The following is a 14,233-nucleotide window of genomic DNA, read 5'->3' as shown; positions in this document are numbered from 1 at the left end:
AATGGCCTTCCGAGGTGGGTGTTCGCGGGTTTCAGGACGCGGGAAGCGTGGTCGAGGTGCGGACCTCACCGGCCGACGACGACCGGTCGCGCGGTTCGTCGAGCAGAGCGGCCGCCAACTGGAGCACGGTGTCGTCGGTGAGTGCGGCCCCGAGAAGCATCGCGCTGTGGGGCCGACCGTCGGATGTCACACCTTGCGGAACGGCGATCCCGGTGAGGTCGAGGAGATTTCCGAAATGCGTGTAATGACCGAGCATCGTGTTGGTCGCGATCGGTTGCGCCAGGACCTCCTCGACGGTGAACGTCCGCCCGATCGTCGGTACCACGAGGACATCGATTCCCTCCCACACCCGACCGACCTCGGACCGCAGCTCCTGCAATCGCTGCAATGCAGCGAAAGCGTCTACGGCCGTGTACTTCTCGCCGCTGCGGAGGATGTCGCGGACCACGGGATGGATCTCGTCGGGCTTCTCGGTGAGGAAGTCCCCGAAGACGACCAGTCGCTCCGCGACCCACGGTCCCGCGTACAGGAGTTCCCCGGCTGCCAGGAACGGCGACAAGGAGACGTCGACGATCTCGACGCCACCCGGTAAGGCCAGATGTGCCAGACGGTTTCGGAATGCGAGGTGCGCCTCGCGCATGGCGTCGTCGCCGAAGAACTCCAATTCCTCGACCGGCGGGAGGCCGACCGTGATCGTCGAGCCGTCGAATCCGGGTCCGCGGTCGCGGGACCACGGATCAGCGTCGTCGCGGCCCATCATCACGCTCATGACACGATCCATGTCGTCGACGGTCGCGGTCATCGCCGTGATGCAGTCGAGGGACTTGCAGGCCGGGACCAGCCCCACCGTGCTGATCAGACCGCGCGACGGTTTGTATCCGACGATGCCATTGAGTGCAGCAGGCACCCGCCCCGATCCGGCGGTGTCAGTGGCGACGGCGAAGGGGACGTCGCCGTGTGCCACCGCGAGGGCTGAGCCGGAACTCGAACCGCCGGAGATCATCTCGTTGCCGTAGACCCCGCGCGGCATCGTGGACGGGGTCCGCGTGCCGTTCAGGCCGGTGGCGAACTGGTCCAGATTGGTCTTCCCGATGAACAGCGCGCCGGCGTCGAGCAGGCGCTGTACGACAGGCGCGGTCGTGTCGGGGACGTACGCGTACCCGGGGCAGGAGAGAGTCGTCGGGACGCCGGCCACGTCGATGGAGTCCTTGACGCCGAACGGCACGCCGTAGAGCGGGAGGTCGCGTGCGTCGGGACGACTCTCGAGTTCCGCCGCCGCGGCGAGCACCTCGTCGCGCGGCACGGTCGACAGCCAGGTCCCGTCGTCACCCCGCGCCTCGATGGCGTCGAGGACCATGCGTGCGGTCCGCGTCGGGGATCCGCTCCCGTGTAGGTGCGAGTCGAGGATCTCGGCAACCGTGGGACCGGTGGTGGGCCCGCCCAAAAGAGTCATACCGTCGATTGTCGACAGAATCATGGCGCCTGCGGAACGGCTGTGTGTCGATTGTGTTAGCTGGTCAGCGCGGCTGTTCGTCCCCGGCTGTGGCCGAAACCAGGTCCAGGTAGTGGAGGTGGCCGTGATCGTGGAGGGCCGCGATCGCCGCCGCGGCGTCATTGCGTTCGAGTGCGTCGAGGATCGCCTGGTGCCGGTGGAACCCGTCGTCGGGGCCGTGGTGGTCGGCGGTCTCGGTTCGCAGGTTGACCGCCATCGGCAGCTGTAACTTCAGCAGGATCGGTTCGAGGGTGATGTCGAGCTGTCGATTCCCGGCCAGTCCGACGACGGCGGCATGGAATCGACGGTGCGCGTCATCGCGCGCGAGATCGTCTGTGGCACGGCGCATCGCATCGATCGCCGCACGAACAGGCGCGAGCTGCGATGCCGGATCGGTCAACGGCAGGGCGGCCTCGACGGCATACCGTTCGAGCACCTGGCGCAGCTCGAACAGCTGCAGGATGTCCCGGGGCGACCACTCCGCGACCCGGACCCCACGACGTGGCTGGTGTTCGACGAGCCCCTGCTGGGCGAGCAGCCGCAACGCCTCACGTACCGGTGCCCGGCTGATCCCGAGATCGGCACACAACGTCTCTTCGACGATCTTCGCACCCGGCGCGAGAGCACCACTCAAAATGGCGTCCCGGATACGGCGGCCGGCCACGTCGACAAGACTCTCCGGCAGCTCACCGCCACCGTGAGACGCCTCCCCGACCGTCATCCGCGCACCCTCCCGTCCGCCGTGTCCGATTTTGCGCTAGTGTAGCGCCGTCGACTGTCGACCGTTTTCCATGACAGTTGGCTGCAGCCACCGAAGCACAGTGCGGTAATCTCCTCCCGCGGGCCGGGTGCCCGTACGGGGAGTTAGCTCAGTTGGTTAGAGCCGTCGACTCATAATCGATTGGTCGCGGGTTCAAGTCCCGCACTCCCCACCATTCGGCGACGATCAGTCGTCGCCCGCGATCGCCTCCCGCAGCGCGGCCGTCACCGCGGAGGGGTTGTCGACGTTCATCAGGTGCCCGGCGTCCGGGATCACGCGGTAGGTCACGTCCGTCAGACCGTCGACGATCATGCGAGCGGCCTTCTCCGGGCAGAGTGTGTCGCCCTGCGCGGCGATCACATCGACGTGCTGACGGATCTCGGAAAGCCGTGGGGTCAGCGGCTGCTCGCGCACCCGGGCCATCGCGCGTGCAGCGTTGGCATAGCCGGCACCCTCCCCGATCGCCTCGAGTCTCCTGGCCGCGATCTCGTCGACACGATCATGGGCGGACACCAGCCCGGAGACGGTGTCGTCGCGCATCGCCGCCCGGAACTCGTCGCTCGAGGTGTCGGCGGCCTGACCGGCGCGATGCGTGTAGAACTCGGCCGCGGCTCGCCCCACCACCGACGACGTACCGAGCACGATCGCCCGGCTCACCAGATCCGGCCGCTCGGCAGCCGCCCAGAGGACGATCGTCCCACCGGCGGAGAAGCCGACGACGACGGCCGGCCCGGTCACGGCCTCGAGGAACCCGACGAGATCCCGGCCGAGCTGCTCCAGGGTCCCCTCGGCCTCCCCGACCGTCGTCGAGCCGTGGCCGCGCAGGTCGACGGCGAAGGTGTGCCGGTCGGCGAGGTCGCGCTGCGTGTGCGCCCAACTCCGACCGTCTTCACCCAGTCCGTGCACCAGAACGATTGGCGCCGAGATTGATTCGTCGCTCCCCTGTTCCGAGTAGTTCACTGTGAGATCGCCGATCGACACCATCGTCATGGATTCAGGCTCTCACACGCGCGACACCCGGCCCCGCTCACCTCTCGACCCGGCACCAGAACTCGGTCTCGCCCGGAATCCGCGTCAGCCGCACCTCGCCGCCACCGGGACGATCGAAGATCCGGACCCCGTCGCCCAGGAAGACCGGGACGTGGAAGACGAGGACCTCGTCGCGTCAGCCAGGACATGTCTCCGCCGGGACCTGCGATGAACCCGTCGAGGGACGCGGTCGCCGAATAGATGGTGGTCGCCATGGTGTTCTCCGTTCAGACGTGGTCGATGTACAGACCGCCTGAACCGTTCCGACTCATCGCGCCCGGCGGAAGGCCTTTGCCGAGAGCGACTCAGCCGACGTCGACGGTCGGGTCGAGGGCCTGCTCCAGCAGGCTACGGCGATAGGCCTCCAGGGCCACGAGGTCGCCGAAGACGGCGTTGTAACCGTCCGGGTCGTCGCTGGGTGCCATCCGACGCAGTCGTGACTTGATGTCGGCGATCTGCGAACCGACCCACACTTCCTGCAGTCGAGCGAGGACGCTCGTGATGTAGCGGGCGATGTTGTCCTCGTCGACGGGCATCGACTCGACGGCGAGCTCGGTGACCAGCGGGTCGATGACCGGGTCGTCGACGGCGTTGCGCACGGAGTCGACCCAGGCGGCCCCGCCCAGACCCGACGACGTGCCGCCGATGCTGATCATCGCCTGTCGCACAATGGCATACGCAGGCTCGTCGAAGCATTCGACGGGTAGCGAGTCGAAGACGGTCCCAGCAATCGCCGGGTACTGCAGCGCGGCCTTGAGGGCTTCACGCTGGGGCCACAGCCGCGGGTCGTTGGGCTGGGGGCGTGCGGACGTCGGTGCCGTCTCCGCTTCCGGCCGGTTGCGCGCGGGAGCACCGCGTCGACCGCCTCGCCCGGAATCGGCGCCGCCCTTGGCCTTCCGGATCTTTGCGCCTTCTTCGCGCACCCGACCGAGGACCTGGCTCACTTCTTCCCAGCCGACCCAGCCGGCGAGCTGGCGGGCGTATTCGTCGCGCAGCGCGACGTCCTTGATGCGGGCGACCACCGGGACCGTGTCACGCAGGGCGTGCACGCGACCCTCGGCGGTGTCGAGGTCGTGTTCGGTCAGCAGCGTCTTGATCGCGAACTCGAACATCGGCACCCGGCGGGCGATGAGGTCGCGCACCGCGGCGTCTCCCCTGGCCTGACGGAGCTCGCACGGGTCCATGCCCTCCGGTGCGATCGCCACGAAGGTCTGACCCGAGATGGACTGCTCTCCCTCGAAAGCCTTGAGCGCGGCGGCCTTTCCTGCGTCGTCGCCGTCGAAGGTGTAGATGACCTCACCGCGGAAGTACGAGTCGTCCATCATCAGGCGCCGGATCAGCGCGAGGTGAACCTCCCCGAAGGCGGTGCCACACGAGGCAACGGCGGTGGTGACGCCGGCGAGATGCATCGCCATGACATCGGTGTAACCCTCGACCACGACCACCTGATGCCCCTTGGCGATGCTCTTCTTCGCGTGGTCGAGACCGAACAAGACCTGAGACTTCTTGTACAGCATGGTCTCCGGCGTGTTCATGTACTTGCCGAGGTTGTCGTCGTCGAACAGCTTGCGAGCGCCGAAGCCGATGATGTCCCCGCCGAGATTGCGGATCGGCCAGAGCAGTCGCCGATGGAATCGGTCGATCGGTCCCTTGCGGCCCTGTTTGGAGAGACCGGCCGCCTCGAGTTCGCTGAACTCGAAGCCCTGCGACAACAACGCCTTGGTCATCGTGTCCCAGCCGGCGGGCGCATAGCCGCACCCGAACTGGATGGCGGCCGCGGCGTCGAAATCCCGCTCGGACAGATAGTCCCGCGCCGCCTGCGCCTCGGGGGTCTGCAGTGCGGCCTGGTAGAACTTCGCGGCGGCGGCGTTGGCGGCGACGAGCCGGGCACGCGTACCACGGTCCCGCTTGATCGCGGTGCCGCCGCCCTCGTAGTTGATCTGGTAGCCGAGCCGGTCGGCGAGCTGCTCCACGGCCTCGACGAAACTGATGTGCTCCTGCTTCTGCAGGAAGCTGTAGACGTCGCCGCCCTCCCCGCAGCCGAAACAATGGAAGTGGCCGTGGTTGGGACGAACGTGGAACGACGGCGACTTCTCGTCGTGGAACGGGCACAGACCCTTGAGGCTGTCGGCACCTGCTCGCCGCAGTGCGACGTAGTCGCCGACGATGTCCTCGATCCTCGTCTGCTCACGGATCGCCGTGATGTCACGATCGGGAATTCGGCCTGCCACGCGTCCAGTGTAGTGACCCCGGTCGATCGGTCCGGCCGGGCACTCGACACACGCCGTCCGCGAGAGGGATCAGGCGTCTCGGCAGGTCCCCGGCCCGAAAACCACCCCGGAGAAGGGCCCCTGGTTTCCGCCCCCGAGTTCCGCTCCGCGCCGAGAACCGCCCCTGATAGCCGCCCCGGGTTTCCGCCCCGGCCGGAAAAGCACCCCTCATATCCGCCCCGGGTATCCGCCCCGGCCGGAAAACCGCCCCTGGAAACAACCCCACAGCGCCGCGCCGCGACCCATATGTCGCCGCCGGAGCTGTGGAGGGCGCTTTCCCGGGGCGGTTATCGGTGCGGGGCGGAAACCGGGGGCGCTTTCCCGGGGCGGTTATCGGAGCGGGGCGGAAACCGGGGGCGCTTTCCCGGGGCGGTTATCGGAGCGGGGCGGAAACCGGGGGCGCTTTCCCGGGGCGGTTATCGGAGCGGGGCGGAAGCCCGGGGCGCTTCCCAGGGGCGGTTTTCAGCGCGGGGCGGAAACCAGGGGCGCTTTTCAGACGCCGCCCCGCCCACGGCCTCACCCCAGGTGCGCTTGAGCCCCGGAGTTCTGCTTGTCCGTGCGCTCCAGACGGCCCTCGGTCATCGACGCGATCTGATCGACGATGACCCGCATCCGGGCCGCGTCGTCGGCCGCGGCGTTCCACCGGGGCACGAAGATCGGGTCGAGTCCACCGGGAGCGGCTTCGACGAACCAGTTGGCGACGCGGTGAATCCGCTCGCGCTGCCGCTGCTGGGTCGCCTTGTGTCGTTCGTTGGAGAAGATGAACCGCAGCGCCATGGTCTTGAGCATGGGGACCTCGGCGGCGATGAGCGGGGGCACCTCGAGATCGGCGTCGTAGCGTGACACCGGCCGGTCCCCCACCATCGCGCGCGTACCGGTGATGGCGGCCGACGCGAATCGTCCGATGAGCTCACTGGTGAGACGTTTGAGGGCGACATACGAGTCGAGGGTGCCGTCGAAGACTCCGACCGCCCGCACGATGTCCATCTCGTGGAGTCGCCGGGCGGCGTCGACGAGTGCCTCCGGGTCCAGGCCGGGGAATTCCTTGGCGCCGATCTCCGCCATCTCCCGTCGGTCCTGCGGGTCGCCGAGGCTACGCAGGTCGATTCGGCCGCCGATGACGCCGTCCTCGAGATCGTGCACCGAATAGGCGACGTCGTCGGACCAGTCCATGATCTGGGCTTCGATGCACTTCCGGGTTCCGGGCGCGTTCCGGCGAACCCAGTCGAGCGTCGCGGCGTCGTCATCGTAGGCGCCGAACTTCCCGCCGGGGGTGCGTCGAGTCCACGGGTACTTCAACGTCGCGTCGAGCGAGGCACGCGTCAGGTTGAGCCCTGCGCTGTGGCCCTCGGCGTCGAGCAGCTTCGGCTCGAGCCGGGTGAGGATGCGCAGGTTCTGCGCGTTGCCCTCGAAGCCGCCGTGGTCGGCGGCCACCTCGTCGAGCGCGCGCTCGCCGTTGTGCCCGTAGGGCGGGTGCCCGATGTCGTGGGCGAGGCCCGCGAGTTCGACGAGGTCGGGTTCGGCGCCCAGCCCGATGGCGATACCGCGACCGATCTGCCCGACCTCGAGCGAATGGGTCAGGCGGGTACGCGGGGTGTCGCCCTCGCGGGGCCCGACGACCTGTGTCTTGTCGGCGAGGCGACGCAATGCGGCGGAATGCAGCACGCGAGCGCGGTCGCGGGCGAAGGCGCTGCGGTGATCCGTCCGGGTGCCCGGCAGGCTCGCGACCTTGGCACCTTCGGGGACAAAACGTTCGACGGCCTCGTCGCCGTAGGTGGCCATGTCCGGAAGGACATGGCCGGCGGCGCCGGAACCGGATTGACTGCTAGTCAAGCACCCAGCCCCGGCCGACCGCGAAATCGGTGACCCGCTGGCGGATGGCCACGATCTGGCGTGCGGTCAGGTCGTCGTCGGCGTCGAGGAGAAGCTCGGTCAGCTCCTCGGTGAACGCGCCGGCGTCGAGCGAGCCACCGCCACCGCGCGGACGCCGACCGTGATCGTCACGACGATGCCCGCGGTCACCACGATCGCCGCGGTCGCCACGTCCGTGGTGATCGTCGCGGCGATGCGCACGTGCACCCGCCGAATCGTCGGCCGGAGCCTCTTCGGTCACGGCGACGTTGATCGCCTTGGAACCGCGGTCGGTCTCCTCGATGTCGAAGGTCACCTTGGCACCCGGTTTCAGCGAGTCCTCGTCGATGTCGATGTCGTTGATGTGAAGGAACACATCGGCACCGCCCGATTCCGGCGCCAGAAACCCGAATCCCCGATTCGCGTCGTAATGGACGACTTTCCCGCTGACAGACACGACTCCACTCACTCTCTCGTCGCGCGCATGACGGGCCCCATGCCCTCCTCCGCGCGACAACTCGCCCTCAATTGTGACAGACAACCGCAGGTCAGGCGGAATCGTGCCCGTCCCGCCACACCGGGGGTACCAGGTGTGGCGGGCGGTGGTCAGGCGCCGAGCAGCTTGCCGCCGAGGTATTCGGCGACCTTGTCGAGGGCGACACGCTCCTGGCTCATGGTGTCGCGCTCACGCACGGTCACGGCCTGATCGTCGAGGGTGTCGAAGTCGACGGTCACGCAGAACGGCGTACCGATCTCGTCCTGGCGGCGGTAACGCTTGCCGATGCCCTGCGCGTCGTCGAACTCGACGTTCCAGTGCTTGCGCAGTTCTGCGGCGAGGTCGCGTGCCTTCGGCGACAGTTTCTCGTTGCGCGACAACGGCAGCACCGCGACCTTGATCGGGGCGAGACGACGGTCGAGGCGCAGCACGGTACGGGTGTCGGTGCCGCCCTTGGCATTCGGCACCTCTTCCTCGGTGTACGCGTCGCACAGGAACGCCATCAGCGAACGGGTCAGGCCGGCTGCGGGCTCGATGACGTACGGGGTGTAGCGCTCGCCGGTGGCCTGGTCGAAGAACGACAGGTCCTCGCCGGAGTGCTTGCTGTGGGTGGTGAGGTCGTAGTCGGTGCGGTTGGCGACGCCCTCGAGCTCACCCCAGGGGTTGCCGGCGAACCCGAACTTGTACTCGACGTCGACGGTCCGCTTGGAGTAGTGCGACAGCTTCTCCTTGGGGTGGTCGTAGAGTCGCAGGTTCTCCGGATCGATGCCCAGGTTGACGTACCAGTTGAAACGCTGATCGATCCAGTACTGGTGCCACTCTTCGTCCTCGCCCGGCTTGACGAAGAACTCCATCTCCATCTGCTCGAATTCGCGGGTGCGGAAGATGAAGTTGCCCGGTGTGATCTCGTTGCGGAAGCTCTTGCCGATCTGCGCGATGCCGAACGGCGGCTTCTTGCGCGCGGTGGTCATCACGTTCTTGAAGTTCACGAAGATGCCCTGCGCGGTCTCCGGACGGAGGTAATGCAGACCCTCTTCGTCGTCGACGGGGCCGAGGAAGGTCTTCATCAGCCCGCTGAACGCCTTGGGCTCGGTCCAGTTGCCGGGCTGGCCGGTCTCCGGGTCGTTGATGTCGGCGAGGCCGTTCTCCGGCGGGTGCCCGTGCTTGGCCTCGTAGGCCTCGATCAGGTGATCGGCGCGGTAGCGCTTGTGGGTGTGCAGCGACTCGACGAGCGGATCGGTGAACACCTCGACGTGGCCCGAGGCCTCCCAGACCTGACGCGGCAGGATGACCGACGAGTCGAGACCGACGACGTCCTCACGGCTGATGACCATGTTCCGCCACCACTGCCGCTTGATGTTGTCCTTGAGCTCGACGCCGAGCGGGCCGTAATCCCAGGCCGACTTGGTGCCGCCGTAGATCTCACCGCACTGGTAGACCAGACCCCGGCGCTTGGCGAGGTTGACGACGGATTCCACTTTGGACTGGGCGGCCACGGTTAACTGCTCTCCACGGGTTGAGGTTCTCGGCTTCGAACTGTTCTGCGCATGCGCGTGCGACCGGGTGGGGTCGGGCGCGCACGGCAACCCCTACAGACTACCGAGCGGGCCCTCCGTTCGACTAAACCAGTCGCCCCAGCAGGCCGATCGCGGCCCGGCCGATGCCGTCTCCCCGGAACTGTCACAGTGGCAGGGTGATCACTCGAGCACGACTGTTGCCCGTCGTCGCCGCGACCGCGGCCGCGGTGGCCTTTCTCGCCGGTTGCGGCGGAGACCAACGCGAGGGTCCGGCACGCAGCGTGTCCTCGGCTCCGGTGTCGACGCCGGCGGTCGGCCCGCCGGTCGTCGAGGTCACTCCGGATGGGCTGGCCGACGCGGTCACCCTCGACCGTGTCATGGGCCATGTCCGGGCGTTCCAGCAGACCGCGGACAACCACGGCGGAACCCGGGCGTCGGGCACACCCGGACATGCCGCGTCGGTGGATTACGTCGCCGGGCTCCTGCGTACCGCCGGGTTCGAGGTCACCACACCCGAGTTCGGCTACCAGCGATTCGACGCCGGGCCCGTGGAACTGACGGCCGACGGGGACAAGATCGATGCGCACGTTCTCGAGTACTCGGCAGGCACCGGCGGCAAGTCCGTGACCGGAAAACCGGTGGAGGTCGGCGCACTGGGATGCGCACCCGGCGACTATCCGCCGGCCGTGCGCGACTCCGTCGCGGTGGTCACCCGAGGTCAGTGCACCTTCGCCGACAAGGCGCGCACCGCCGAGACGGCCGGCGCGGTCGGGGTCGTGGTGGTGAACAACGAGCCGAAGCCGATGCTCGGCTCGACCCTCGGACCCGACGACCGGCCGGGGATCCCGGTGGTCGGGATCAGCTCCGACGACGGGCAGCGCGTGCGGTCGTCATCAGAGGTGAGCCTGTCGGTCGATGCCGAGACGACCCCCGTCACCACCCGCAATGTCGTCGCCGAGACGCGCACCGGGGCCACCGACGACGTCGTGATGGCGGGCGCCCACCTCGACAGCGTCGTCGAGGGACCCGGCATGAACGACAACGGGAGCGGCAGCGCGGCAGTTCTCGAGACCGCGTTGCGACTCGGGTCGTCGCCGCGCGTTCCCCACCGGGTGCGTTTCGCCTTCTGGGGTGGCGAGGAGGACGGGCTGGTCGGCTCCACGGAATACGTTCGTGGACTCGACGCCGCCGAGCGACGCGCCATCGCGCTCTACCTGAACTTCGACATGCTCGCCTCACCGAACGGCGGGTACTTCACCTACGACGGCGACGACTCCGAACACCAGGGTGCCGGCGCCGGGCCCGGCGGCTCCGACGGCATCGAACGCGTCTTCGCGAAGTTCTACGCCGATCGCGGAATCCCGTTGGGCCCGAACGACTTCGACGGTCGATCCGACTACGGACCGTTCATCGCGGCCGGCATACCGTCCGGTGGCGTGGCGACCGGCGCCGAGCGGAAGAAGAGCAAGGAACAGGCCGAGATGTGGGGCGGTACGGCCGGCGAGCCCTTCGATCCGAACTATCACAGCCCGCGCGACACCGTGGACAACGTCAACACCGAATCACTGGCCGTCAACGCCGCCGCCGTCGCCCATGCGGTCGCCACTTACGCGCTCGCGACGAACGGCCCCGACGGCGTTCCGGCGGTCGGCGTGCGGCAGCGAGCCGAGGGCTGAGTCCGCCCTCGCTGTTTGAAAACGATTTCCGTTAGAATGGCGGCAGTGCTGTGACGCGAGCAGTCCGGGAGGAGTGACATGTCGACCGAACCGATCGAAGGGTCCGGGCAGTTCGGCGCGTCCGGGCCGGTCGCGGACTCCGACGCCACCGCCCGTGAGGCCGCTGCCGATCTCCTGCGAGCCCTCGCCTCCCCCACCCGCGTCGCGATCGTCCTGTCCCTGCGCGAACGTGTCCAGTGCGTGCACGAACTCGTCGGACACCTCGGTCTGAGCCAACCGCTCGTCAGCCAGCACCTCCGCGTACTCAAGGACGCCGGCGTCGTCCGCGGCCACCGCAACGGCCGCGAGATCACCTACGAACTGCTCGACGACCACGTCGCCCACATCGTCGTCGACGCACTGGTCCACGCGAACGAGACCAACCGCGGCCCGTCGGTGGTGAACGAGTGACCGGCGTCGAGGCCACCGGCCCGCAGCCGGTCACCGGAATCCGCTCCACGCGTCAGCGCGCGGCCATCGCCGACGCGCTGGCCGGCACCGACGACTTCTGCTCGGCCCAGGAACTCCACGAGATCCTCAAGGGCCGGGGCGAATCCATCGGCCTGACCACCGTCTACCGCAACCTGCAAGCACTGAGCCAGGCCGGTCAGATCGATGTTCTGTGGGACGGTTCCGGCGAGACCCGCTATCGCCACTGCTCGTCCGGACATCACCATCACCTGGTGTGCCGCAACTGCGGCACCACGGTCGAGGTACAGGCCGATCCGGTCGAGAAGTGGGCGGCCACGATCGCCGCCGAACACGGCTTCACCGACATCAACCACACGGTCGAGGTCTTCGGCCTCTGCGCCGATTGCCAAGGGTGCCAGGACAACTGACCCAGCGGCCTGCCGTCGAGTCGTGGTTGCCCTCGTGCCCGATCGCCGGGCAAGGGCGCAATGAGATCGCGGAGCGACGAGCGCGACCAGCTACGTGGCCACCAGCCGCTCGGCGGCGTCGACACCCGCTGCCAGCACGATGTGCAGCACCGTCAGCAACGGCAGGTCGTCGAGCCGACCGGCGGGAAATGTGTAGTACTGCAACACATCTGTGGTGACACCGGTCGGATCGGAACGACGCAGACTGCCGAAGCTCAGCTGCGCGCCGAAGGTCTCCACATCGTCACGCAGGGTCGGGGTGTTCGGCAGGTCCATGGCGACCATCTGGGTCACGGCGAGCACGTCGAGGCCGTCCGCGAGCGTAAGCACGCGAAGCGACGCTCGAGTCGGGCCAACCTGCACCACAACGGATTCCGCATCAGGGCGGTCGGTGGGGCCGAACTCTGCCACGATGACGGCGGCACGCTCGAGCAGCGCGGCGGCATCGGTCACGACGGCTTCACCCCACCGAAGCGCCGGTCACGGGAGGCGTACTCCAGGCAGGCATCCCACAGGTCCCGACGGTCGAAGTCGGGAAAGAGTTTCTCCTGGTAGACCATCTCCGCATACGCCGACTGCCACAGCAGGAAGTTCGAGATGCGCTGTTCACCCGAGGGACGCAGAAACAGGTCGACGTCGGGCATGTCGGGCTCGTCGAGGTAGCGGGCGAAGGTCGACTCGGAGATGCGTTCGGGGTCGATCTCTCCGCGCGCAGCGCGCCGGGCGATCTCGCGGGCGGCGTCGGCGATCTCGGCGCGGCCACCATAGTTGACGCACATCGTCAGCGTCATCACGGTGTTGTCCTTCGTGAGCTCCTCGGCGATCTCGAGTTCACGGATGACGCTGCGCCACAGGCGGGGTCGGCGGCCGGCCCAGCGGACGCGGACACCCATCTCGTGCATCTCGTCGCGCCGGCGACGGATGACGTCGCGGTTGAAGCCCATGAGGAAGCGGACTTCGTCGGGGCTGCGTGACCAGTTCTCGGTCGAGAAGGCGTACGCAGACAGCCAGCCGACGCCCAACTCGATGCAACCGCACACGGTGTCCATCAGGACTGCTTCGCCGCGCTTGTGTCCTTCGGTGCGCGGCAGTCCGCGGTCAGTGGCCCAGCGGCCGTTGCCGTCCATGACCAGAGCGACGTGCCTGGGCACGAATTGGGCGGGGATGGCCGGGGGTCGCGCTCCACTGGGATGGGGATCGGGGGGGCGAACCTCCGTGCGTGGGCTCGTCGGCTTGCGACCCTTCGACGAACTACCCGGCCGCAACGCCATCGTCGACTCTCCTCACCCCGTTGTCCCGCATCCCGCCGACCGCACCTGGTTCGACACCCGTTTCCATCAGCCTATGAGGCGCGGTGCGTTCGATGAGCGGCAGGGTTCGCAGCTGACGTTCGAGATGCCACTGCAGATGCGCGGCCGTGAGGCCGCTGGCCTGGCGGCGCAGCGAGTTCGAGGACTCCTCCACGTGGTCCCACTGACCGCGGAACAGTGCTTCCATGAGATCGAGAACGCCGGGCGACGGCGTGGCCGAGCCCGGCGGACGGCAATGCAGGCACACTGCCCCACCGGCGGCGACATGGAAGGCGCGGTGCGGGCCGGGGGTGGCGCAGCGCGCGCACTCCTCCAACGCTGGCATCCAACCGGCGCTGTACATGGCGCGCAGCAGGTACGCGTCGAGGATCAGTTCCCGCGGCCGGCGGTCGTCGGCCAGCGCCTCCAGCGCACCCACCGTCAGGCGGTGCAACTGGCGGGTGGGGGCGCGCTCCTCGCCGGCGAGCCGTTCTGCGGTCTCGAGGACCGCGCAGGCCGTCGTGTAGCGGCCGTAATCCGCGACGATCGCGTCGGCGAAGGCGTGCAGACTGTGCACCTGCGTCACGACGTCGAGGCTGCGGCCCGGATACAGATGTACGTCGATGTGCGCGAAGGGTTCGAGACGGGCACCGAACTTCGACCGTGTCCGACGCACCCCCTTGGCGACCGCACGCACGAGCCCGTGCTCCGCGGTCAGCAGGGTGATGATGCGGTCGGCCTCGCCCAGCTTGTGCTGACGGAGCACGACGGCCTCATCCCGGTAGAACCTCACCCGCCGATTGTCCCACTGTGTACCGACACCACCGGGTACCGACACTGGCAAGGTCCTTTCGATACGCCCCTCCGCAAGCTCCGGGGCTACTCAAGGAGCAGCAGACAGCCCTCACACGCCCCGGGGCCGCAGCAGACCAGCCC

Annotated in this window: 14 protein-coding genes and 1 tRNA gene; 5 read left to right on the top strand and 10 right to left on the bottom strand. The window is 68.1% G+C overall.

Annotated features, from left to right (window positions below):
- Positions 1 to 31: 31 nt before the first annotated feature.
- Together GOAMI_RS02900 and GOAMI_RS02895 are read right to left on the bottom strand one after the other, a co-directional pair.
- Positions 32 to 1,453 carry an allophanate hydrolase gene (locus GOAMI_RS02900; RefSeq protein WP_006434889.1) on the bottom strand — a complete coding sequence of 474 codons (1,422 nt, stop codon included), beginning with the start codon at positions 1,451 to 1,453 and terminating at the stop codon, positions 32 to 34.
- A 64-nt stretch (positions 1,454 to 1,517) separates the two neighbouring features.
- Complete coding sequence (locus tag GOAMI_RS02895; RefSeq protein ID WP_006434888.1) at positions 1,518 to 2,213, bottom strand: GntR family transcriptional regulator; 696 nt, start codon at positions 2,211 to 2,213, stop codon at positions 1,518 to 1,520.
- 137 nt (positions 2,214 to 2,350) lie between these two features.
- Between GOAMI_RS02895 and GOAMI_RS02890 the strand changes: the two genes are divergently transcribed.
- Positions 2,351 to 2,427: transfer RNA gene (locus GOAMI_RS02890), tRNA-Ile, on the top strand.
- Positions 2,428 to 2,438: 11 nt separating this feature from the next.
- Here GOAMI_RS02890 and GOAMI_RS02885 read toward each other — a convergent pair.
- Entirely contained in the window at positions 2,439 to 3,242 is an 804-nt protein-coding gene (locus tag GOAMI_RS02885) for an alpha/beta fold hydrolase (RefSeq protein ID WP_006434887.1), read from the bottom strand.
- On the opposite strand from GOAMI_RS02885, the gene GOAMI_RS23265 reads away from it, so the two are divergent.
- The gene (locus tag GOAMI_RS23265; RefSeq protein WP_174324701.1) at positions 3,241 to 3,453 is read left to right on the top strand and encodes a hypothetical protein; all 213 of its coding nucleotides are present in this window, start codon (positions 3,241 to 3,243) and stop codon (positions 3,451 to 3,453) included. The two genes, GOAMI_RS02885 and GOAMI_RS23265, sit on opposite strands and share 2 nt — an antisense overlap.
- Before the next feature lie 133 nt (positions 3,454 to 3,586).
- On the opposite strand, the gene dnaG is transcribed toward GOAMI_RS23265, so the two are convergent.
- From dnaG to GOAMI_RS02860, 4 genes are all read right to left on the bottom strand, one after another.
- Positions 3,587 to 5,512, bottom strand: a complete 1,926-nt coding sequence (gene dnaG / locus GOAMI_RS02875) for a DNA primase (protein WP_006434886.1) — start codon at positions 5,510 to 5,512, stop codon at positions 3,587 to 3,589.
- Positions 5,513 to 6,067: 555 nt separating this feature from the next.
- A complete protein-coding gene (locus GOAMI_RS02870; RefSeq protein WP_051995357.1) occupies positions 6,068 to 7,333 on the bottom strand; it encodes a deoxyguanosinetriphosphate triphosphohydrolase in 1,266 nt (421 codons plus the stop codon).
- 43 nt (positions 7,334 to 7,376) lie between these two features.
- A complete protein-coding gene (locus GOAMI_RS02865) occupies positions 7,377 to 7,859 on the bottom strand; it encodes a cold-shock protein (protein ID WP_006434884.1) in 483 nt (160 codons plus the stop codon).
- 149 nt (positions 7,860 to 8,008) lie between these two features.
- Entirely contained in the window at positions 8,009 to 9,394 is a 1,386-nt protein-coding gene (locus GOAMI_RS02860; protein WP_006434883.1) for a glycine--tRNA ligase, read from the bottom strand.
- A 218-nt stretch (positions 9,395 to 9,612) separates the two neighbouring features.
- Here GOAMI_RS02860 and GOAMI_RS02855 point away from each other — a divergent pair, with 218 nt between their 5' ends.
- The 3 genes from GOAMI_RS02855 to GOAMI_RS02845 all read left to right on the top strand — a co-directional run bounded on the left by GOAMI_RS02855 (position 9,613) and on the right by GOAMI_RS02845 (position 11,969).
- Positions 9,613 to 11,091 carry a M28 family peptidase gene (locus GOAMI_RS02855; RefSeq protein ID WP_006434882.1) on the top strand — a complete coding sequence of 493 codons (1,479 nt, stop codon included), beginning with the start codon at positions 9,613 to 9,615 and terminating at the stop codon, positions 11,089 to 11,091.
- A 78-nt stretch (positions 11,092 to 11,169) separates the two neighbouring features.
- The gene (locus GOAMI_RS02850; RefSeq protein ID WP_006434881.1) at positions 11,170 to 11,541 is read left to right on the top strand and encodes an ArsR/SmtB family transcription factor; all 372 of its coding nucleotides are present in this window, start codon (positions 11,170 to 11,172) and stop codon (positions 11,539 to 11,541) included.
- Positions 11,538 to 11,969: a Fur family transcriptional regulator gene (locus GOAMI_RS02845; RefSeq protein ID WP_006434880.1), complete on the top strand. Its 432-nt coding sequence runs from the start codon at positions 11,538 to 11,540 to the stop codon at positions 11,967 to 11,969. The genes GOAMI_RS02850 and GOAMI_RS02845 overlap by 4 nt, the downstream gene beginning before the upstream one ends.
- A 90-nt stretch (positions 11,970 to 12,059) precedes the next feature.
- On the opposite strand, the gene GOAMI_RS02840 is transcribed toward GOAMI_RS02845, so the two are convergent.
- Genes GOAMI_RS02840 through recO form a run of 3 tightly spaced genes read right to left on the bottom strand, consistent with a single transcriptional unit; the run spans position 12,060 to position 14,090 of the window.
- Positions 12,060 to 12,461, bottom strand: coding sequence for a hypothetical protein (locus GOAMI_RS02840; protein WP_006434879.1), 402 nt, complete (start codon positions 12,459 to 12,461; stop codon positions 12,060 to 12,062).
- Positions 12,458 to 13,279: an isoprenyl transferase gene (locus GOAMI_RS02835; protein ID WP_006434878.1), complete on the bottom strand. Its 822-nt coding sequence runs from the start codon at positions 13,277 to 13,279 to the stop codon at positions 12,458 to 12,460. Before GOAMI_RS02835 ends, GOAMI_RS02840 begins: the two co-directional genes overlap by 4 nt.
- Entirely contained in the window at positions 13,260 to 14,090 is an 831-nt protein-coding gene (gene recO / locus GOAMI_RS02830; protein WP_006434877.1) for a DNA repair protein RecO, read from the bottom strand. The genes GOAMI_RS02835 and recO overlap by 20 nt, the downstream gene beginning before the upstream one ends.
- Positions 14,091 to 14,233 lie beyond the last annotated feature (143 nt).

It is taken from the genome of Gordonia amicalis NBRC 100051 = JCM 11271 (genome assembly GCF_000332995.1).
Taxonomy (GTDB): Bacteria; Actinomycetota; Actinomycetes; order Mycobacteriales; family Mycobacteriaceae; genus Gordonia; species Gordonia amicalis.
The sequence above is the reverse complement of the archived record's forward strand: the minus strand, read 5'-3'. Positions and strand labels throughout refer to the sequence as shown.